Genomic DNA, 19521 nt, shown 5'->3' on the forward strand with positions numbered 1-19521 from the left:
ATCGAGATTGCCGCCGGTTCATCCGCGGTCGGCCAATCGATCGACAATGGCTTTCTAGCGCGTTCGTGCGACAGCAGTGCGACAGAAGCTTTCTATCGCCAATCCCTGGCCCTCACGCGCGCTCGATCCGGCATTGGTAGCAATTGTTGCGCGCCGAGCGGACATGCACATAGGCAATGTCTTCACGCTCAAACAGGGTTTCCGCCCGCGCTACTATAGCGTCGGTTGGGATGACGCCGCCGCTGCCATAGACAATGCGGTCGTCCTTGCCGTAGCCGCGCACGATATAGTCGGCGCTTTCCAGTATCTCGGGAATGATCTCCGCCTCAACAGCGCGTTCGCATTCCTGCGCGTGCAGGAAGATGGGGCCCGTCTCGGCATAAGGCTGAAGCTGCGGGAACGGCCGGTAGGCCAGGACGAGGTAGTCATCGCCGGCGGCGATGTTCTTCAAACAATGCCGGCAAGGCATGCCGTCACCGTCGGAAACCTGGCGCTCGGGCGTGTTGCCATAGGCGTCTGGCCCACCCCCCTGCAGCGCTTGCACATCTTCGGTCGGCAGAGCTTTGAACTGGATGGTCATCGCATGATCTCCGGTGTGGTTGAGCGGAAATTATGCTTCCCCTTCGATGCTTCCCACCCGATTCCTGCCAAGAGTCGAGGGCCGACCTGCGGTCGGCAAATCGGGCCCGAGACCAAATGGGATAAGCGCCGATATTGCCAGCCGGGACAATATAAGCCGGCTAATCAGTTTGAATCGGCGCCTGCGTTCAGCGGATGAAATCGTCGAAGCGGCGCAATGTCACCCGGCGATTCTGCCAGTTCTCGCTCTGAGTCGGCACCAGCAGGAATTCCTCGCCGTAACCGACAGTCTCCAATGCATAACCGGGCACGCCGAATTCACGCACCAGCGTGCGCTTCAGCGAAGCGGCGCGCTGTTCGGAAAGAACCTGATTCGACTGAAACGATCCGACAGCGTCGGTATGACCCTCGATGAGCACACGCGCGCCGGGGTCGCGACGCAGGATGCGGCGCAGCGCATCGGCGATGTTATCGATCTTGTTATACTGCGAACTGGAAATCGCCGCGGAGCCAAAGGCGAAATTGATCGACTGGATATCGATCGAGCGCGCCATGCGGCGCAGGTCCGGCCGGCGCTTGAATTCACGGATGGTGACGCGCTCGTTCGGCCGCAGCTTGACCCGGGGTGCCGCCTCGAGCTTTCGCTCGATCGTCGCGGCCGAGGGCGTCGTCGCCTGGGCAGCGGCAAGGCTCGGCATGGCAATCGCCGCAATCAGCGCGGCGGCAAGAGTACGTCGGGTCAGCATGTCTTTCTCCTTCGGCCTCGGCCGCATTGGCAATGCGGGCAACATGCCAAAGACAGGCTGAAGCGCCGATGAACGGAAGGTTCAGATTCCGGCTGGAGTTACGGCCGCATGACGCTTGCCGAGCGCTCGGCGAAAGGCAGGGGATGCACGATTTCCTTCTTCTGCGCGACCGGCTTGAAACCAAGCTTCTGGTAGAGCGGCAGGGCTGCGGGGTGGTCGAGCGTGCAGGTCTGCACCGTCACCCTTTTCGGCCCATGCGACCATGCCGCGGCAATCGCCGAGCCAAGGAACCAGCGGCCGATGCCTTGCCCGGTGGCGTGTTCCATCATGCCGAAATAGGCGAGCTCGACTTCCTCAGGCAGATGCGGCTTGAGGTCGAAGAAGCCTGCCGGCGAGCCGTCGAGATAGAGCACCCTGATGTCGCGATCCTCGCGGTGGATTCCGGCCGACAGCTCATCGTCATTCAGCCTCAGAACATTGACCCAGTGCCATTTGCGCCCCACCCGGTCCATCAGGTAGCGGTAGAAATGCAAGGGGATGTCCCTGGTCTTCAGCAGTGCGACCTGGCGGTTGTAGGGCACCGGTGGCGAGGCGGCCGGAGGTGCATGCATTTCGAGAAAAGTCACCGTGACTTCAATGTCCTGCAGCACTCCGTTTTCCATCAATTCATTCCTTGCCGGTAGTGGCTGGGCCGGTCACGACTGGCGTATCGGGCAATCCGCCCCACTCGGTCCATGAGCCGTCATAAAGCCTGTTGTCGGTGTGGCCAACCGTCTCCAGTGCCAGCGTGACCACCGCGGCCGTGACACCGGAGCCGCAGGATGTGACAACGGGCTTCGACAGGTCGATGCCGGCGTCCTCAATCACCTTGCGCAAACGGTCCTTCGGCAGCAGCCTGCCGTTTTCGGAAAGCGCCGAATAGGGGATATTGCGTGCCCCCGGCATGTGGCCGGAGCGGATGCCAACGCGGGGCTCGGGCTCTGAACCGGTAAAGCGCCCTGCCCCACGCGCGTCGGCAATCTGGCTTGCCCCCGTATCGACGATCCGGCGCATGTCGGCTAGGCCGACGACGCGACCAGCGTCGAAATCGGCATGAAAGACACTTGGCGCGATCTTGGTCGGTTCGGCCGTTATCGGCCGGCCGGACGCCTTCCAGCCATCGAAGCCGCCGTCCAGAATATAGGTCTGGAAGACGCCCATGACGCGGAACATCCACCATGCCCGGGGCGCGGAGAAAAAGCCTGGGCCATCATAGACGACGATGGTGTCATCCGCAGAAACGCCCATCGCGCCGACATACTGAGCAAAATGCTGCGGCGATGCGAGCGTATGCGGCAAGGCGGCGTCGGGGTCCGAAACGGCATCCTGGTCCAGGAAACGGGCGCCTGGAATATGGGCTGCATCATACTCGGCGCGCGCGTCGCGTTTTTGCGCCGGCAGATACCAGGAGGCGTCTACGATCGTCAGGCCCGGCTGGCCCAACCGCTCCTGCAGCCAGTCCGCATCGACGGTGAAAGCGCTGTCTTCGGCCATCTTTTCTCCTGCCGCTCTTTGACGGTGTCTGTCTGTTCAATTTACCGGCATCGGGCCGAAGCGGATGCGGAAGCGCCTGTTTTCCCGGCCCTTCTTCTCGATCTTGCCGATGTGGATTTCGCCGATCTCGCCGGTGCTCTTCACATGGGTACCGCCGCAGGGCTGGCTGTCCACCGAGGCGTTCTCACCGATGCAGACGAGACGGATCTTGCCCGTGCCAACAGGCGGTCTGACATTCTTGGATTTTACCAGGCCGGGATTGGCGCCCAATTCCCCGTCGCTGATCAGCCTGGTAAAGATGGGATGATCAGCCTGCACCAGGTCCATCATGCCGGCAGTCACCTCTTCCTTGGTGAAGCTGGCGTCCGGAATGTCGAAATCGACACGGCTGTCGTCCTCGGAGACCGCCGCCCTGGTGATCGGGAATGGACAGACGACTGTCAGCAGATGGCAGGCAGCGTGCATGCGCATCAGCAGGTGCCGGCGCTCCCAGTCGATCTGCAGGTTCACGCGCTCACCGATCCGCAGCATGGCCTGCTCCGACGCCGGCACATGGATGATCTCGTCCTTGGTCTCGCCGGTGATCGTGGCGGCGATCGCGATGCGGCTGCCATCGGCACGTTCGATTTGACCAGTGTCGCCCGGCTGCCCGCCCGAGGTTGCGTAGAAGATCGTCCGGTCGAGAATGATGCCGCCGCGCTCATTGATGGCGACGACCGTGGCGTCAGCCGTCCTGAGATAGGCATCGTCGCGAAACAGCGCTTCCGTCTTGTGCGCCATCACGCAACCTTTTCGAACGGCACCGAGATCTTGCTCTGCAGTTCCATCCAGCCCGGCACCGGCAGCTTCTTGTCGCGCAGGAAGTCAGGGTTGAACAATTTCGACTGATAGCGCGTGCCGTAGTCGCAAAGGATGGTCACGATGGTGTGGCCCGGGCCCAATTCCCTGGCCAGCCGCATCGCGCCGGCAATGTTGATGCCGGTCGAGCCGCCGACGCACAGGCCTTCCTCCTGGATCAGGTCGAAGACGATCGGCAGCGCGTCCTCGTCCTTGATCTGGTAGGAGAAGTCAGGCGTGAAACCTTCGAGATTGGCGGTGATGCGCCCCTGCCCGATGCCCTCGGTGATCGAACTGCCTTCGGACTTCAGCTCACCGCTGGTGTAGAAACTGTAGAGCGCGGCGCCAAGAGGGTCGGCGAGCGCAATCTTGACGTTCTTGCTCTTGGCCTTCAATCCGAGCCCGACACCGGCCAGCGTTCCACCCGAACCCACCGCCGAGACAAAACCGTCGACCTTGCCGCCGGTCTGGGTCCAGATTTCCTCGGCCGTGGTGCGGATATGGCCATCGCGGTTGGCGACATTGTCGAACTGGTTGGCCCAGATGGCGCCGTTCGGCTCGCTCCTCGCCATCTGCTCGGCCAGCCGTCCCGACAGTTTCACGTAATTGTTGGGGTTCTTGTAGGGCACGGCCGGCACTTCGATCAGCTCGGCGCCGAGCAGCCGGATCGTATCCTTCTTTTCCTGGCTTTGCGTATCCGGGATGACGATGACGGTGCGGTAGCCGAGCGCCTTGGCGACGAGCGTCAGCCCGATGCCGGTGTTGCCGGCTGTCCCCTCGACGATGACACCGCCCGGCTTCAACAGGCCACGTTGTTCGGCGTCGCGGATGATGAACAGGCCGGCGCGATCCTTGACCGACTGTCCCGGATTCATGAACTCGGCCTTGCCCAGGATCTCGCAGCCGGTTTCCTCGGAAGCTTTGTTGAGGCGGATCAGAGGCGTGTTGCCGATCGCGTCGATCACAGAACGGGGCATTCAGGATTCCTTGTGTACATGCGCCGAAACCCTAGAAACCCAACGCTGCGGTTTCAAGGCAAGAATTCGTCTGGTCCAGTCGCATTTCCGGCCCTGCGGGTGCCGACCTTGCCGCGACCGGGCTCGATATCACACAGTTCATTTGCACCTGTGGTGGAAAAGCACTCTTTTCATTCGATTTCTTCGCCGCTAGAGCAAGGCACCAACAACTCGGCAGGGCGCAGCATGACACTCTATCGGGCCGATCCGAAACACGGCGTCGCCTGGGTCACGGGCGGCAGCAGCGGCATTGGCCGTTCGCTGGCCAGGGACCTGGCGTCACAAGGCTATGCGGTGGCGGTGACAGCGCTGGACGACGATCCGATCGACACGCTCATCGTCGAGACCGCGCAGATGCCGGGCAAGGTCGTGTCCTTTCCCTGCGACGTCACCGACGAGCCGCGCATGGCAAGAACGGTCGCCGCGATCGAGAAGGACCTCGGACCGATCGTGCTCGCCATATTCAATGCTGGAAATTACATCTCGACACCCGGCGAATCCCTCGTCGTCAAGGACTTCCGCCGCTCCTTCGAGGTCAACTATTTCGGCATCATCAATGGGCTGGTGCCTGTCGTCGAGCATATGCGGGTGCGCGCGCGCGGCCATGTCGTTCTGGTCGGCTCGGTGACCGCCTATTTTGGCTGGCCGACCACGGCCGCCTATGGCGGCACCAAGGCGGCCATCAACATCCTGGCCGAGTCGCTGAAGTATGATTTCGACAAGATGAACATCCGCGTTCAGGTGATAAATCCCGGGTTTGTCGATACGCCATTGACCGAAAAGAACATGCTGCCGATGCCGGGCCTGATGCCGGTCGGCCGCGCGACCCGCCGCATGGTGCGGGGCATCAAGTCCGGTGGCTTCGAAGTGACCTTCCCTTACCGGACGAGCTGGCCGCTGAAAATTCTTGGCATGCTGCCAAGGCCTTTATGCCGATGGGTGATCATCCTGACGACCAGCTGGAAGGCACGGCCGCTGCATTACGAGCGCAAACCGCCCAACGAATAGATGCCCACAGGATTGCTGGCATGGCTGCCTGAACGGCCGTTGCCTGTCCATGGCCACCGCCATAGGTTGAATATTGTTGCGTGGAGTCTGCGATGGGGCGACGGATCGTGCTTGCTGTGCTGGGCCTGGTCGCCATCCTTGCACTGACCTTCGTACTGGGTCCACGCGTAGCGATCGACACCACGATCCGCTTCGATCCTTCCGTCATCGGCGACGACCCACAAGCCTATGTGGCAAAAGTGGAGGCCACCGTACCCAATATCCGAGACGGGTTGGAAAAGGAGATCGTCTGGGCCAACCCGATGGTGCATGCCAAGACCCCGCTGTCGATCGTCTACATCCACGGCTTTTCCGCCTCGAAGGGCGAGGTGCGCCCGCTACCTGACGACGTGGCCGACCAGCTCGACGCCAACCTGTTCTACACCCGCCTCACCGGTCATGGCCAAGACGGCGAAGCGATGACGCAAGGCAGCGTCAATGCCTGGATCAACGACTATGAGGAGGCGATCGCCATCGGCCGGGCAATCGGCGACAAGGTGATCGTCATCTCGACGTCGACCGGCGGCTCGCTGGCGGCCTGGGCGGCGACGCAGCCCGGGGCATCCGAGGGTGTGGCGGCCATTGCATTCATCTCGCCCAATTTCGGCGTGACGGCATCCGGCGCCGAGATCCTGACCATGCCCTGGGGCAAGCAGATCGCCGAACTCGTCGCCGGCAAGGAGCGCAGCTTCGTGCCACGCAATGCGCTGCATGAGAAATTGTGGACCACCAGATATCCGATCGCCGCGACGATGCCGATGCAGGCCCTGACCGAGCTTGCCTATGGCGCGCCTATGGAGAAGGCGACGATCCCCGCCCTGTTCATCTTCTCGGATATCGACAAGGTAGTACGGCCCGACCGCACCCGCGAAATCGCCGCGCGCTGGGGCGGCGCGCATGAGCTGGTGCCCATGGAAAGCACCGGCGATCCCGACAATCATGTCATTGCCGGCGACGCGCTGTCGCCATCCACCACGGCGTTCCTGGCGCAACGGATTGCCGTCTGGATCGAAGCGGTGGCGAAATAGGCTTCAAGAAGAAGAGGGCGGCCGAAGCATTGCCTCGGCCGCCCTCTTCTTTGCTATCCGGTCAACCAGCCAACCCCAGGGATTGGAGGCGTCCGTGAGGCCTATCAAGCAGCCCGCGCTGCCGGACGCTTGCCGCCGAAGCGGCGCTTGTTGTTGCCCTTGAAGGGCTTGGCGCCTTCGGGCTTGCGCTCGCCGGCAAAGGCCGGCTTGTCGCCGAAGCGCTTCTTGCCGAAGCCGTTGTTCTGCTTCTTCTCGCCGCCCGGCCGCCGGCCGTCGCGACGGCCGTTACGGTCGCTGCGATCGTTGGCGGGTTCGAAGCGCTCGTTCTTCTCAGCCGGATTGCGTGCCGGATCGGGGCTGCCGAGATGGTCGGCAACAACAGGCAGCTTGGTGCGGATGATCCGCTCGACCTGGCGCAGCTTGCTGTTCTCCGAAGGATCGCAAAGCGTGATCGCGATGCCATCCATGCCGTTGCGGCCGGTGCGGCCGATACGGTGGACGTAGCTTTCCGCCTCATCCGGCAGGTCGAAATTCACGACATGGCTGATGCCGGGCACGTCGATGCCGCGCGCGGCGATGTCGGTCGCGACCAGAATGCGCACCGAGCCGTCACGGAAGTCATTCAGCGCCTTCTGACGGGCATTCTGCGACTTGTTGCCATGGATGACGGCGGCCTTGAAGCCGTCGCGCTCGAGGTCCTTGGTCACCCGGTCCGCACCATGCTTGGTGCGCGAAAAGATGATGACGGACTTCATCGCCGCGTCAGCGAGCATCGTCGACAGAACCTGGCGCTTCTGCTTGGTGCGGGCGAAGACGACGCCCTGCACGATCTCGGCCGCCGCGGTGCTTTGCGGCGAAACTTCAATGCGGACCGGGTTCTTCAAGAGGCCCTTGGCGAGCTCCGCGATCTCGTCCGGCATGGTGGCCGAGAACAGGGCTGTCTGGCGGTCGGGCGCGGTCGCCTTGGCAATGCGCTTGACGTCATTGATGAAGCCCATGTCGAGCATGCGATCGCCCTCGTCCAGCACCAGCCATTTGGTGTCGGAGAGGATGAGGTCGCCCTCGCGCACGAGGTCGGTCAAGCGGCCGGGCGTGGCGATGAGGATATCGACGCCGGGAGCAACCTTCTTCACCTGGCTGAAGCGCGAGACGCCGCCCAGTACGAGTGCCGTCGAGACATGCGCGCCCTTGGCGAGGATCTTGATCGTGTCCTCGATCTGCACGGCGAGTTCACGGGTCGGCGCCAGGATCAGCGCACGGGTCGTCTTGGCGCGCCGCTTGGTGCCGAGCGCAATGATCTTCGACAGGATCGGCAGCGCGAAGGCTGCGGTCTTGCCGGAGCCGGTCTGCGCGATGCCGAAAATGTCACGGCCTTCCAGCTGCGGCGGGATCGCCTGCATCTGGATCGGCTTCGGTTCGGCGAAGCCGGCATTGTGGGTTGCCTTGAGCAGCGCACCCGTAATTCCCAGCGCCGCGAAACCGGAGAGTTCCGCGGTTTCATTGCCGGGCAAAGTGTTTTCGTTGGTCAAAATAATCTTCTTTCACGCGGCCTCTGGCCGCAAACATCAATGGCGGCAGGGCGCAACCTGCCGTCGGATAAACTGTCATGGAACGACAAGGCGGCGGACAGGATTGTCCGCGCGGCTGCGCTGTCGTGCCCGCAGGCATCATGCCACGGGGCTTTTTCGCCACTTTGTGATGTACCGGAAAGAGGGGCCGATATACCGGAAAGAGGGAAAACAGACGCAACCAGTCTCATTCGTCGAGAAGGCCGGTGAGTCCGGCCCAAGCGCCTATGCCGCTGCATATGGCTGAGTTCGCCCCGAAATGCAAGGGCTCCATGTTGCAGCGCAACAAAAACGGACCAAAAAGCCGACGCTTGCGCTCCCCGTCGGGCATCATTACCACAAACGCAGCTTCCGTTTTCTGGGGACCGAGCGATGAAGGACGTGCTGAAGGAACTCGAGCGGCGGCGCGACATCGCCCGCATGGGTGGCGGCCAGGCCCGCATCGACGCCCAGCACAAGAAGGGCAAGCTCACCGCGCGCGAACGAATCGAGGTGTTCCTCGACGAAGGCTCGTTCGAGGAGTTCGACATGTATGTCGAGCATCGCTCGACCGATTTTGGCATGGAGAAGACCAAGATCGCAGGTGATGGCGTCGTCACGGGCTGGGGTACGGTCAATGGCCGCCCGGTCTATCTCTTCGCCAAGGATTTCACAGTGTTCGGCGGCTCGCTGTCGGAAGCCCATGCCGAAAAGGTCATCAAGGTGCAGGAGATGGCGCTGCGCAACCGTGCGCCGATCATCGGCCTCTACGATGCCGGCGGGGCGCGCATCCAGGAAGGCGTGGCGGCACTCGGCGGCTATGCCGAAATCTTCCAGCGCAACGTGCTCGCTTCGGGCGTCATACCGCAGATCTCCGTCATCATGGGCCCTTGTGCCGGCGGTGACGTCTATTCGCCGGCCATGACCGATTTCATCTTCATGGTGCGCGACACTTCCTACATGTTCGTCACCGGGCCGGACGTGGTGAAGACCGTGACCAACGAGACGGTGACAGCCGAGAGCCTCGGCGGTGCTTCCGTTCACACGACGAAATCCTCGATCGCCGATGGCGCCTATGACAATGACGTCGAAGCACTCCTGCAGATGCGCCGGCTGATCGACCTGCTACCGGCTTCCAACACATCAGAGATTCCCGAGATCGAATGCTACCAGTCGGTCACCGATCATGACATGTCGCTCGACCGGCTGATCCCCGACAACGCCAACAAGCCCTATGACATCAGGGAATTGATCCTGAAGGTCGCCGACGAGGGCGATTTCTTCGAGATCCAGCAGAGCTTTGCGAAGAATATCGTCACCGGTTTCGGCCGGGTCGAGGGCCGCACGGTCGGCTTTGTCGCCAACCAGCCAATGGTGCTGGCGGGTGTGCTCGATTCCGACGCCAGCCGCAAGGCGGCACGCTTCGTGCGCTTCTGCGACTGTTTTTCAATCCCAATCGTCACCTTCGTCGATGTTCCCGGCTTTCTGCCGGGTACCGCGCAGGAATATGGCGGCCTGATCAAGCATGGCGCCAAGCTGCTCTTCGCCTATGCCGAGGCGACCGTGCCGAAGATCACCGTCATCACCCGCAAGGCCTATGGCGGCGCCTATGACGTAATGGCGTCAAAACATCTGCGCGGCGACATGAATTATGCCTGGCCGACGGCGCAGATCGCGGTGATGGGCGCCAGAGGCGCGGTCGAGATCATCTACCGCAAGGACATCGGCGATGGCGAAAAGATCGCTGCCCATACAAAGGCTTACGAGGATCGCTTCCTGTCGCCTTTCGTGGCCGCCGAGCGCGGCTATGTCGACGAGGTGATCATGCCGCACTCGACCCGCCGCCGTATCGCCCGGGCGCTTCGCATGCTGCGCAACAAGGACATGCAGAACCCCTGGAAGAAGCACGACAACATTCCGCTGTGAACTGGTGTCGCGGGCATCGCGGTTGATCAGCGCCCGTCTCCTGCAGCCACCAGGTCGCGCAGCACCGGCACCAGCGCCAGCGGCAAGTCCTCGGCGATCAGCCCCGGCCCAAACCGACTGCCCGCCTCGGCATGGATCCAGACCGCCGCGCAGGCCGCTTCGAATGCCGGCATGCCTTGGGCAAGCAGTCCGGCCACGATGCCGGACAACACATCGCCCGACCCCGCTGTGGCAAGCCAGGCCACGCCGTTGGAATTGATCGCCGCCCTGCCATCCGGAGCGGCGATCACCGTATCGGCGCCCTTGTAGACGATGACGGCATTGGCATTCGCGGCAGCCGAGCGTGCCTTGTCCAGCTTCGAGGAGGCATTGTCGTCGGCGATACCAGGAAACAGCCTGGCGAACTCCCCTTCATGCGGTGTCATCACCAGCGCCGGCGCGTCCGGCCCACGGGCGGCTTCGAACAAAACGTCTGGCGCCTCCCGAAAACTCGTGATCGCGTCGGCGTCGAAGACCAGGCCGTCAATTCCGGTGGAGGCGGCCGCTGGCTTGCCCGACGCGAGCAGCGCGAGCGCGAACGCCTTGGTTTTTTCACCGACGCCAAAGCCGGGTCCGAGAACAAAGGCCGATGGCCGACGTTCCCCGACAAATGCCTCAATGTCGGCAGTGTCGTCGGTCCTGCGCAACATGATCGAGGTCAGGTGCGCGGCATTGACCTGCATGGCGTTGCCCGGCGACAGAAGCGTCACCGCCCCTGCCCCGCTTCGGGCGGCGGCAAGCGCCGAGAGCCGCGCCGCGCCGGTAGCGTTGGGTCCACCGGAAAAGACACCGACATGGCCGCGCTTGTATTTGTGCGCGTCGACGGCCGGCACCGGCAAACCGCGCAACCAAAGCTCCGGTCCGTTCTCGAATGTCCGGGGCTGGAGCGTTGCGATGATCTGCGCGCCGATGCCGATATCGGCAAGCACGATCTCGCCGCATCGTTCCCGGCCGGGCAGGAGCAGATGGCCGGGTTTCTTGCGCGCGAAGGTCACGGTGAGGTCGGCTGAGAACGATGTGCCGAGCACCTTGCCGCTGTCACCGGAGATACCGGAAGGCAGGTCGACCGCGACAACCGACAGATGCAGGTCGCTCACGAGATCGACCGCCCTGGCGGCCTCGCCGGACAACGGCTTGGACAGCCCTGCCCCGTAAAGCGCATCGACCACGATCGAGCCGGGTCCGGCATCAAAGTCCGATAGCGGCTGGGGCCTGACGGAGCATTCCGCGGCGGCGAGTGCCGCGTCGCTATCCGGCCTTGGCGGACCATGCGCCCAGACCGTGGTGGCGACGCCGCTGCCGGCAAGGACCTGGGCAACGATATAACCGTCGCCGCCATTGTTGCCCGGGCCGCACAACACATGGACGTGCGCCGCCGCGGGATAGCGCCTGAGCACTTGCGCCGCGACGGCTTGCCCGGCACGCCGCATCAATCCAATGCCGTCGGTTGGACCTGCTGCAATAGTCAGCCGATCCGCCTCGCCCATCTCGGCGGAAGTAAGAAGTTCGTGGCTCATGGATTGCCGATCCGCATTCGATCAAGCATTGTCCAGTTTTCGGCTCGACGCAAACGGGGAGGAGTTGCCGCTGTCATGGCCACGTCGATCGGCGCAAGGATCGCAGGCACCAAGCTGCCCGCAAGATGAGCAATTTGCCCAGATATTGGGCAGACACGTACAGTGACGCCGGATAGGCTGTTGCCCTTCATGCCGCTTCCAATGCAGCGAATGACGCGAATTTACATCTGGGGGTGACATGGCTTTGAAATCGTATGACACCGCTTCTGTTCCCTCCGACTGGCACAGTTCGTGCTTGATGGAGGCGCAAGCGGGGGCTCACAACCCGTTTTTTTGGCAGTGGAGGCCACTTTTTACATGAAAAAGATCGAAGCGATCATCAAGCCATTCAAGCTGGACGAAGTGAAGGAAGCGCTTCAGGAGGCCGGACTGCAAGGCATTACCGTGACCGAGGCCAAGGGTTTCGGGCGCCAGAAGGGTCACACCGAACTCTACCGCGGCGCCGAATATGTCGTCGACTTCCTGCCCAAGGTGAAGATCGAGGTCGTGCTCGGCGACGATGCCGTGGAAGGCGCGATCGAGGCCATCCGCAAGGCGGCCCAGACCGGCCGTATCGGCGACGGCAAGATCTTCGTCTCCAACATCGAGGAAGTCGTGCGCATCCGCACCGGCGAAACCGGCATGGACGCGGTTTGATCCGACCCGGCCATCCTCTAAGAAACGTCATCCATCAAAAAACGTCAGCACACAGGGATACATGACATGACGACAGCCAAAGACATCATGAAGCAGATCAAGGACAACGACGTGAAATTCGTCGACCTGCGCTTCACCGACCCGAAGGGCAAGCTGCAGCACGTGACGATGGATGTCGTCGAGGTCGAGGAAGACATGTTCGCCGACGGTGTCATGTTCGACGGCTCCTCGATCGCCGGCTGGAAGGCCATCAACGAGTCCGACATGGTGTTGATGCCCGATCCGGACACGGTCCACATGGACCCGTTCTTCGCGCAGTCGACCATGGTTATCCTGTGCGACATCCTCGACCCGGTCTCGGGCGAATCCTACAACCGCGATCCGCGCGGCACGGCCAAGAAGGCCGAGGCCTACATGAAGGCGGAAGGCATCGGCGACACCATCTACGTCGGCCCGGAAGCCGAGTTCTTCGTGTTCGACGACGTCAAGTATAAGGCCGATCCCTACAACACCGGCTTCAAGCTCGATTCGACCGAACTGCCGTCGAACGACGACACCGACTACGAAACCGGCAACCTCGGTCACCGGCCGCGCATCAAGGGCGGCTATTTTCCGGTGCCGCCGATCGATTCGGCGCAGGACATGCGTTCCGAAATGCTGACAGTGCTGGCCGAAATGGGCGTGCGCGTCGAAAAGCATCACCATGAGGTGGCCGCCGCCCAGCACGAACTGGGCATCAAGTTCGACACGCTGGTCCGCAACGCCGACAAGATGCTGATCTACAAGTATGTCGTGCACCAGGTCGCCAACGCCTATGGCAAGACCGCCACCTTCATGCCGAAGCCGATCTTCGGCGACAACGGCTCGGGCATGCACGTCCACCAGTCGATTTGGAAGGGCGGCAAGCCGACCTTCGCCGGCAATGAATATGCCGGTCTGTCGGAGAGCTGCCTGTTCTACATCGGCGGCATCATCAAGCATGCCAAGGCGATCAATGCCTTCACCAACCCGCTGACCAACTCCTACAAGCGTCTGGTGCCTGGCTACGAAGCGCCGGTGCTGCTCGCCTATTCGGCGCGCAACCGCTCGGCCTCCTGCCGCATCCCATTCGGCTCGTCGCCAAAGGCCAAGCGCGTCGAGGTCCGCTTCCCGGATCCGGGCGCGAACCCCTATCTCGCTTTCGCCGCCATGCTGATGGCCGGCCTCGACGGCATCAAGAACAAGATCCATCCGGGACAGCCGATGGACAAGGATCTCTACGACCTGCCGCCGAAGGAGCTGAAGAAGATCCCGACCGTCTGCGGCTCGCTGCGTGAAGCGCTGCAAAGCCTCGACAAGGATCGCGGCTTCCTGAAGGCCGGCGGCGTCTTCGACGACGACCAGATCGATAGCTACATCGAACTGAAAATGGCGGAAGTGATGCGCTTCGAAATGACCCCGCATCCGGTCGAATACGACATGTACTATTCGGTCTAGGATTCCGTTCGGATAATGTTTCAAAGCCCTTGAAGGATTTCCCCCTTCAAGGGCTTTTTGCTGATCCAAAGGGCTCTGTCGATGGATTGTTTGCGGACAGCCACGCACAATGGTCAACTTGCTTAGGTTTTGAAGGACGGATCGCAGCTGGAGCTGCCGGGCCTCGCGGCGGCCGCCGGCGAAAGACCTCAGGTCACGGGCGGCAGGACCCAGCCAGCGCTCATTCGAGCAAGTAGCCGTAGCCTTTCGAGCGCAATCGAACGCCAGGAGCGAGCGGCGCACTGCCTCAGGCTGCAATGCCCGCTCGTCCGGCGCCCCCGCCAATGCAGTCGTTCACGAAACCCCCGCCCCGTTCGAACAGCATCGCTTTGGCGTAACCCCATAGCCACGAATACGCATGCCGCGGCGTCATATGTCAACGCCACTCGAGGTATGGCACAAACTGGCGATTTCCTTGTATGAACAGTGGCTTATACAAGGGTTCGTTGGTGTACGGACGAGCCGGAAACAGGCAGTTTTCCGGGCTTTTTCACCAAATATAGAAACGCAAGCCATCGATGAAGGGTATGGCATGCCGACCAAAAGCCTCCTCATTCGCTGAAGGTGACCCTACCTTTCAGCCTGACTTTTTTTGGGTGTATTCAAGTCGCGGCTGTTCGATCGGTTTTGATGGACGTTCAGCACCTGTTCCGCCCACTCGCTGTTAACGGGGCATCCCGGAGCGAGTCTCTCCGGAATGGACGGGCCGCCAGAAAAAAGAACCCCGGCGAAGGCCGGGGTTCTCGCAAGGACAGAGCGTCGGAGGGTAACGCCTATCCGGCAAGTTCGTCGGGACCGTGCAGGTTCCAGTCCGCTCGCCTGGCCAGGATCAGCAGATAGTAGATCGCCGCCGCTGCCATGATCAGCAGCGTCGCGATCAGGCTCGGGCGCCCGAACGCGGCATCGAGCAGGTTCTGGTAGGCGACATAGACCAGCGCCACAAAGGCGAGGACGGCCGGCACTGGAAACAGCGGCATGCGGTAGTGTCCGCCAGCCGTGGTGCCATTGCGGCGGCCGGCAAACACCGCCACGCAAAGAAGTGCGTAGATCACCACCAGCGACGTGCCGCTGACCACCAGCAGCAGATTGAGATCGATGAAGCAGGCGAGCGCAGCCAGGACCGCCACGACAATGGTGGCGATCCAGGGCGATGCGTAGCTGCCGTGGACCGAGGCGACGGCGGCGTTGATTGGGCCGAACCAGGTCTTGTCGCGGCCGGAGCTGAACAGCAGCCGCGCCGCCTGCAGGATGATGGCGATGACGGCGTTGAAGATGGCGACGACGATGGCAAGGCTGATCAGAACCGTCAGCGCATGGCCGCCGCGCGCTTCCAGAAAATACTCGATCTTCTGGGGTGCCGCGAGCAGGCCGGGAAGGTCCGGAGACCCCAGCAGCACCGCCGTCAGCGGAATGAGTTCGGCCGCGACGGTAATCACCAATGCCCAGAGCACCACCTTGCCGATGTTGCGCCTGGCATCCTGCGTCTCCTCGCCAAAATAAGCGGCCGCGCCATAGCCGTTATAGGCAAACAGCGAAACAGCGGTTGATGCCAGGATGATGCCGGCCGAGGCCGGAACAAGCGTGTTCGTGGTGGCGTCGAGCAATTGCGGCGAGGTGAACAGGCTGGAGAGCGGCCGTTCGACATGGGCAAAGCCGAGACCCGTCAGGATCAGCAGCGCCAGCATCTCGATGCCGAGGAAAATGCCGGTGACGAAGGCATTGAGCTTGATTCGCATCGCCGCGACCGTGCCGGCCAGCCCGATCGTCACCACGCCGACCCATTGCGGACTGAGGTTGGGGATGAGCACGCCGAGATAGGTGCCGACACCAAGCGCGATGACGGCGACGATCAGCACGATCGAGACAAACACCAGCACCAGCGTGACGAAGCCCCAGAAGCGGCCGAGCGTGCGGCCGATCATGGTGTATTCGCCGCCGGCCATCGGATAGGCCGACGAGAGCTCGGCATACACGAAGGCCATGAACAGCCCGATGACCGCGGCAATGACGAAACTGAGGAATGAACCGGTGCCGGCCAGCGCGATGACGCCCGGCACGATGATGAACACCGAGGATGCCGGCGTCACTGCCGACAGCACGATCATCAGCGTGCCGAGCGCATTCAGTGCCCGATCCAGTCCCTTGGCGGCGGGCGCGGCCTTGGCGGTTGCCCCTGTCGTTGCTTCGTTTGTAGACATCTTCCTCCCCTTTTTTTAATAAGATAAAAATTTCCTCCGATGAGGAACCTATCGACGGAGTCAGATATCGTCAATAAATATAGCGCGTTGGTGCTTGCGAAATTTCATGAGGCTGTTTTAAACTGAATCAAATTCAGGAAACGAAGATGGGACGACCCAAAACCCAGACCGATCGTCGCCTCACGCTCGTCGCGGCAGCGGAATCGATGATCGCCAAGCGCGGCCTTGCCGGCGTCACGTTGCGCGACGTCGCCAATGAAGCAGGGATGAGTTCGAGCGCCCTGCTCTACTATTATCCGGGGCTGAAGGACCTGCTGGACGATGTGCAACGCAAAGCCGTCGAGCGGTTCTGCACCATACGCGCTGCGTCGGCTGCCGAGATCGCCGATCCGCGGCTGCGGCTGAAAACGATGATTGAAAGCGGACTGCCGACGGACACGGACGATCAGCTCTGCCGGCTGCTGCTCGAACTTGGCGCCTATTCGCGCTCGGATGCGAGCTACGCGGCCCGCCACATCACTTTGTTCGAGCGGCAGGTGTCGATCTATGTCGGCATACTGGAGGCGGGCGCCGCCACCGGCATCTTTAAACTACGGGCGACCAGCGAGACGATCGCACGCAGCCTGGTCGTGCTGGAGGACGGCCTGGGGCTGCATCTCGTCAATGTCGTGCCCGCGGTCGATCAGCCTTCGGCGATGGCGATCCTGACCAGCTATGCCGAGCTTGCGACGGGCTGCAGCCTTCGCTGAGCCAGAATATCAGTCAACGGAGCGGAACCCCAGCATGGACCAACTGCCGACCCATACCACCACGCCAGCCGGCAAGGCCCGCGCCCGGGCGCTCGCCATTCCCTTGCAGGGCACGCCCGGCCCCGCCAATGCCATCACCGATGTCAGGGGCGTCCTGGTCGGCTACTCCACGATCATCAAGGGCGAAGGCAGGCTCACGCTCGGACAGGGACCGGTGCGCACCGGCGTGACGGCCATACTGCCGTTCGGCCATGACGGCGTCGGCATGGCCTGCGCCGCCGGCTATCACTCCTTCAACGGCAATGGCGAAATGACCGGCGCCTCGTGGATAGAGGAAGCCGGCTGCATCAGCCTGCCGATCCTGATCACCAACACCCATGCGGTCGGCCCCTGTCATCGCGGCATCATCGACTGGGTGGCGCGCCACAAGCCCGACGTCGCCAACCAGTGGCTGCTGCCGGTGGTGGCCGAAACCTGGGATGGCTATCTCAACGATATCAACGGCTCGCATGTCACGGTCGACCATGCGATCGCGGCGATCGACAATGCGACGAGCGGGCACATCGAGGAAGGCTCGGTCGGCGGCGGCACGGGCATGAACTGCTACGCCTTCAAGGGCGGCTCGGGCACGGCTTCAAGGATCGTCGACTACGGCCATCGCGCCTACACGGTCGGCGTCTTCCTGCAAGCCAATTTCGGCTCGCGCCGCGAACTCACCATTGCCGGCGCGCCAATCGGCAACGAACTGGTCGACGACAACCCGATGGAGGCCTATTTCAGCGGCGGCCCGACGGGCGCCGGATCCTGCATCGGCATCGTCGCCACCGATGCGCCGCTGCTGCCTGGCCAGTGCAAGGCGCTGGCCAGGCGCGTGCCGCTCGGCCTCGCACGGACAGGCACCACCGGCTCGCATTTCTCCGGCGATATCTTTCTCGCTTTCTCGACCGCCAACCGCGACGCCCTCAACGGCCGCTTCCCGCAAGGACCGGCGACCGAACACAGCTATGGGCACATGGATTTCATCCCGTGGGGTCGCATGGATGATTTCTACGCAGCCGTCGTGCAAGCAGCCGAAGAGGCCGTGCTCAACGCGCTTGTTGCCAACAGCGACATGATCGGCCGCGACGGCAATCGGAGCCCTGCCCTGCCGCATGCCAAGGTGGTGACGGCACTGAACGCGCGTGGAGTCATGGCCGATTGACAGTAACGGAGGCCAATCCGGCAAACTGCTTGACGAAAAAGGCCCGGGCGCTTCCGCCCGGGCCTTTTTCATAATGGGCATCCGTTCGCGGCGCGGAGTTGCATGCGCCGCAAAGACATCAGGCGGCGGCCGAAACCTCCGCGCTCGCCGGCACCGAAGCGATCGTCTTCAGGATCTGCGAGGCGATCTGGTAGGGGTCGCCCTGCGAGTTCGGACGGCGGTCTTCCAGATAGCCCTTGTAGTCGTTCTTGACGAACGAATGCGGGACGCGGATCGAGGCGCCGCGATCGGCGATTCCATAGCTGAACCTGTTCCACGGCGCTGTCTCATGCTTGCCGGTCAAACGTTTGTCGTTGTCCGGGCCGTAGACGGCGATGTGGTCCATCAGGTTCTTATCGAAAGCCGCCATCAGCGCTTCGAAATAGGCCTTGCCGCCGACTTCACGCATATAGGCGGTCGAGAAATTGGCATGCATGCCCGAGCCGTTCCAGTCGGTGTCGCCGAGCGGCTTGCAATGGTATTCGATGTCGATGCCGTATTTCTCGGTCAGGCGCTGCATCAGATAGCGGGCCATCCACATCTGGTCGGCGGCCTTTTTGGAACCCTTGCCGAAAATCTGGAATTCCCACTGGCCCTTGGCCACTTCGGCGTTGATGCCTTCGTGGTTGATGCCGGCCGCGAGGCAGAGATCAAGATGTTCCTCGACGATCTGGCGCGCGACGGAGCCGACGTTCGAATAGCCGACGCCGGTATAGTACGGGCCCTGCGGTGCGGGATAGCCGCTCTCGGGGAAGCCGAGCGGACGGCCGTCCTTGTAGAAGAAATACTCCTGCTCGAAGCCGAACCAGGCGCCTTCGTCGTCGAGGATGGTGGCGCGCTTGTTGGATGCATGCGGCGTCACGCCATCGGGCATCATGACTTCGCACATGACGAGCACGCCGTTGGTGCGGGCCGGATCGGGATAGACCGCGACCGGCTTCAGCACGCAGTCGGAGCTATGCCCTTCGGCCTGCTGTGTCGAGGACCCGTCGAAGCCCCACAGCGGCAGCTGCTCGAGCGTCGGGAACTCGGCGAATTCCTTGATCTGCGTCTTGCCGCGAAGATTGGGGACCGGGGTGTATCCATCGAGCCAGATATACTCGAGCTTGTATTTGGTCATTCTAGAGCCTCTCGTTGCTTGGACACCGCAAGCAGGCGGTGTCGATGCATGGCCGAAACAGGCCGGCCTGCCGATGATTAAAAAGCAATTCGTATGCCACTCGGCCTCCGACGGGTGCGGCAAAATGCTCATGCCAAGGCTTTGATTTTGCTGAGCCGTCTCAGCAATGCGTCCGGATCGCACAAGCG

17 protein-coding genes are annotated in these 19521 nt (G+C 62.3%); 7 read left to right on the forward strand and 10 right to left on the reverse strand.

The window, feature by feature from the left end; translation table 11 throughout:
* Positions 1-112: 112 nt before the first annotated feature.
* From EN845_RS00105 to EN845_RS00130, 6 genes are all read right to left on the reverse strand, one after another.
* The gene (locus tag EN845_RS00105) at positions 113-580 is read right to left on the reverse strand and encodes a DUF1203 domain-containing protein (RefSeq protein WP_127869345.1); all 468 of its coding nucleotides are present in this window, start codon (positions 578-580) and stop codon (positions 113-115) included.
* A gap of 187 nt (positions 581-767) precedes the next feature.
* On the reverse strand, positions 768-1325 hold the full coding sequence (locus EN845_RS00110; RefSeq protein WP_127869346.1) for an OmpA family protein: 558 nt from the start codon (positions 1323-1325) through the stop codon (positions 768-770).
* Between the two features lie 98 nt (positions 1326-1423).
* A complete protein-coding gene (locus EN845_RS00115; protein WP_127280900.1) occupies positions 1424-1987 on the reverse strand; it encodes a GNAT family N-acetyltransferase in 564 nt (187 codons plus the stop codon).
* A 4-nt stretch (positions 1988-1991) separates the two neighbouring features.
* On the reverse strand, positions 1992-2858 hold the full coding sequence (sseA, locus tag EN845_RS00120) for a 3-mercaptopyruvate sulfurtransferase (protein ID WP_127280901.1): 867 nt from the start codon (positions 2856-2858) through the stop codon (positions 1992-1994).
* Between the two features lie 36 nt (positions 2859-2894).
* Entirely contained in the window at positions 2895-3638 is a 744-nt protein-coding gene (locus EN845_RS00125) for an alanyl-tRNA editing protein (protein WP_127869347.1), read from the reverse strand.
* Complete coding sequence (locus EN845_RS00130) at positions 3638-4672, reverse strand: cysteine synthase A (protein ID WP_127869348.1); 1035 nt, start codon at positions 4670-4672, stop codon at positions 3638-3640. The genes EN845_RS00125 and EN845_RS00130 overlap by 1 nt, the downstream gene beginning before the upstream one ends.
* Positions 4673-4897: 225 nt before the next feature.
* On the opposite strand from EN845_RS00130, the gene EN845_RS00135 reads away from it, so the two are divergent.
* Both EN845_RS00135 and EN845_RS00140 read left to right on the forward strand, forming a co-directional pair.
* Complete coding sequence (locus tag EN845_RS00135; protein ID WP_127280474.1) at positions 4898-5719, forward strand: SDR family oxidoreductase; 822 nt, start codon at positions 4898-4900, stop codon at positions 5717-5719.
* A gap of 92 nt (positions 5720-5811) precedes the next feature.
* The gene (locus EN845_RS00140; RefSeq protein WP_127869349.1) at positions 5812-6786 is read left to right on the forward strand and encodes an alpha/beta fold hydrolase; all 975 of its coding nucleotides are present in this window, start codon (positions 5812-5814) and stop codon (positions 6784-6786) included.
* A 104-nt stretch (positions 6787-6890) separates the two neighbouring features.
* Here EN845_RS00140 and EN845_RS00145 read toward each other — a convergent pair whose 3' ends face one another.
* Positions 6891-8315 (reverse strand): DEAD/DEAH box helicase, encoded by a 1425-nt coding sequence (locus tag EN845_RS00145; RefSeq protein ID WP_127869350.1) that lies wholly within the window; start codon positions 8313-8315, stop codon positions 6891-6893.
* Between the two features lie 411 nt (positions 8316-8726).
* On the opposite strand from EN845_RS00145, the gene EN845_RS00150 reads away from it, so the two are divergent.
* Positions 8727-10259, forward strand: coding sequence for an acyl-CoA carboxylase subunit beta (locus tag EN845_RS00150; RefSeq protein ID WP_127869351.1), 1533 nt, complete (start codon positions 8727-8729; stop codon positions 10257-10259).
* A gap of 26 nt (positions 10260-10285) precedes the next feature.
* Here the strand turns inward: EN845_RS00150 and EN845_RS00155 are convergent, their stop codons facing one another.
* A complete protein-coding gene (locus EN845_RS00155; RefSeq protein WP_127869352.1) occupies positions 10286-11815 on the reverse strand; it encodes an NAD(P)H-hydrate dehydratase in 1530 nt (509 codons plus the stop codon).
* 357 nt (positions 11816-12172) lie between these two features.
* Here EN845_RS00155 and EN845_RS00160 point away from each other — a divergent pair, with 357 nt between their 5' ends.
* Both EN845_RS00160 and glnA read left to right on the forward strand, forming a co-directional pair.
* On the forward strand, positions 12173-12511 hold the full coding sequence (locus tag EN845_RS00160) for a P-II family nitrogen regulator (protein WP_006205430.1): 339 nt from the start codon (positions 12173-12175) through the stop codon (positions 12509-12511).
* Positions 12512-12577: 66 nt separating this feature from the next.
* Positions 12578-13987 carry a type I glutamate--ammonia ligase gene (glnA, locus tag EN845_RS00165; RefSeq protein ID WP_127279623.1) on the forward strand — a complete coding sequence of 470 codons (1410 nt, stop codon included), beginning with the start codon at positions 12578-12580 and terminating at the stop codon, positions 13985-13987.
* Between the two features lie 812 nt (positions 13988-14799).
* On the opposite strand, the gene EN845_RS00170 is transcribed toward glnA, so the two are convergent.
* A complete protein-coding gene (locus tag EN845_RS00170) occupies positions 14800-16224 on the reverse strand; it encodes an APC family permease (RefSeq protein ID WP_127869353.1) in 1425 nt (474 codons plus the stop codon).
* Between the two features lie 146 nt (positions 16225-16370).
* Here EN845_RS00170 and EN845_RS00175 point away from each other — a divergent pair, with 146 nt between their 5' ends.
* Together EN845_RS00175 and EN845_RS00180 are read left to right on the forward strand one after the other, a co-directional pair.
* Entirely contained in the window at positions 16371-16973 is a 603-nt protein-coding gene (locus EN845_RS00175) for a TetR/AcrR family transcriptional regulator (RefSeq protein ID WP_127869354.1), read from the forward strand.
* Between the two features lie 34 nt (positions 16974-17007).
* Positions 17008-18174: a P1 family peptidase gene (locus EN845_RS00180; protein WP_127869355.1), complete on the forward strand. Its 1167-nt coding sequence runs from the start codon at positions 17008-17010 to the stop codon at positions 18172-18174.
* A 118-nt stretch (positions 18175-18292) separates the two neighbouring features.
* On the opposite strand, the gene EN845_RS00185 is transcribed toward EN845_RS00180, so the two are convergent.
* On the reverse strand, positions 18293-19333 hold the full coding sequence (locus tag EN845_RS00185; protein ID WP_127280110.1) for a glutamine synthetase beta-grasp domain-containing protein: 1041 nt from the start codon (positions 19331-19333) through the stop codon (positions 18293-18295).
* Positions 19334-19521: the final 188 nt, after the last annotated feature.

The sequence above is a fragment of the Mesorhizobium sp. M8A.F.Ca.ET.202.01.1.1 genome (assembly GCF_004791595.1).
Taxonomy (GTDB): domain Bacteria; phylum Pseudomonadota; class Alphaproteobacteria; order Rhizobiales; family Rhizobiaceae; genus Mesorhizobium.

Coding starts and splice junctions, on each gene's coding strand:
- EN845_RS00105 (WP_127869345.1), bottom strand. CDS start 580: ATGACCATCCAGTTCAAAGCTCTGCCGACCGAAGATGTGCAAGCGCTG.
- EN845_RS00110 (WP_127869346.1), bottom strand. CDS start 1,325: ATGCTGACCCGACGTACTCTTGCCGCCGCGCTGATTGCGGCGATTGCC.
- EN845_RS00115 (WP_127280900.1), bottom strand. CDS start 1,987: ATGGAAAACGGAGTGCTGCAGGACATTGAAGTCACGGTGACTTTTCTC.
- sseA (WP_127280901.1), bottom strand. CDS start 2,858: ATGGCCGAAGACAGCGCTTTCACCGTCGATGCGGACTGGCTGCAGGAG.
- EN845_RS00125 (WP_127869347.1), bottom strand. CDS start 3,638: ATGGCGCACAAGACGGAAGCGCTGTTTCGCGACGATGCCTATCTCAGG.
- EN845_RS00130 (WP_127869348.1), bottom strand. CDS start 4,672: ATGCCCCGTTCTGTGATCGACGCGATCGGCAACACGCCTCTGATCCGC.
- EN845_RS00135 (WP_127280474.1), top strand. CDS start 4,898: ATGACACTCTATCGGGCCGATCCGAAACACGGCGTCGCCTGGGTCACG.
- EN845_RS00140 (WP_127869349.1), top strand. CDS start 5,812: ATGGGGCGACGGATCGTGCTTGCTGTGCTGGGCCTGGTCGCCATCCTT.
- EN845_RS00150 (WP_127869351.1), top strand. CDS start 8,727: ATGAAGGACGTGCTGAAGGAACTCGAGCGGCGGCGCGACATCGCCCGC.
- EN845_RS00155 (WP_127869352.1), bottom strand. CDS start 11,815: ATGAGCCACGAACTTCTTACTTCCGCCGAGATGGGCGAGGCGGATCGG.
- EN845_RS00160 (WP_006205430.1), top strand. CDS start 12,173: ATGAAAAAGATCGAAGCGATCATCAAGCCATTCAAGCTGGACGAAGTG.
- glnA (WP_127279623.1), top strand. CDS start 12,578: ATGACGACAGCCAAAGACATCATGAAGCAGATCAAGGACAACGACGTG.
- EN845_RS00170 (WP_127869353.1), bottom strand. CDS start 16,224: ATGTCTACAAACGAAGCAACGACAGGGGCAACCGCCAAGGCCGCGCCC.
- EN845_RS00175 (WP_127869354.1), top strand. CDS start 16,371: ATGGGACGACCCAAAACCCAGACCGATCGTCGCCTCACGCTCGTCGCG.
- EN845_RS00180 (WP_127869355.1), top strand. CDS start 17,008: ATGGACCAACTGCCGACCCATACCACCACGCCAGCCGGCAAGGCCCGC.
- EN845_RS00185 (WP_127280110.1), bottom strand. CDS start 19,333: ATGACCAAATACAAGCTCGAGTATATCTGGCTCGATGGATACACCCCG.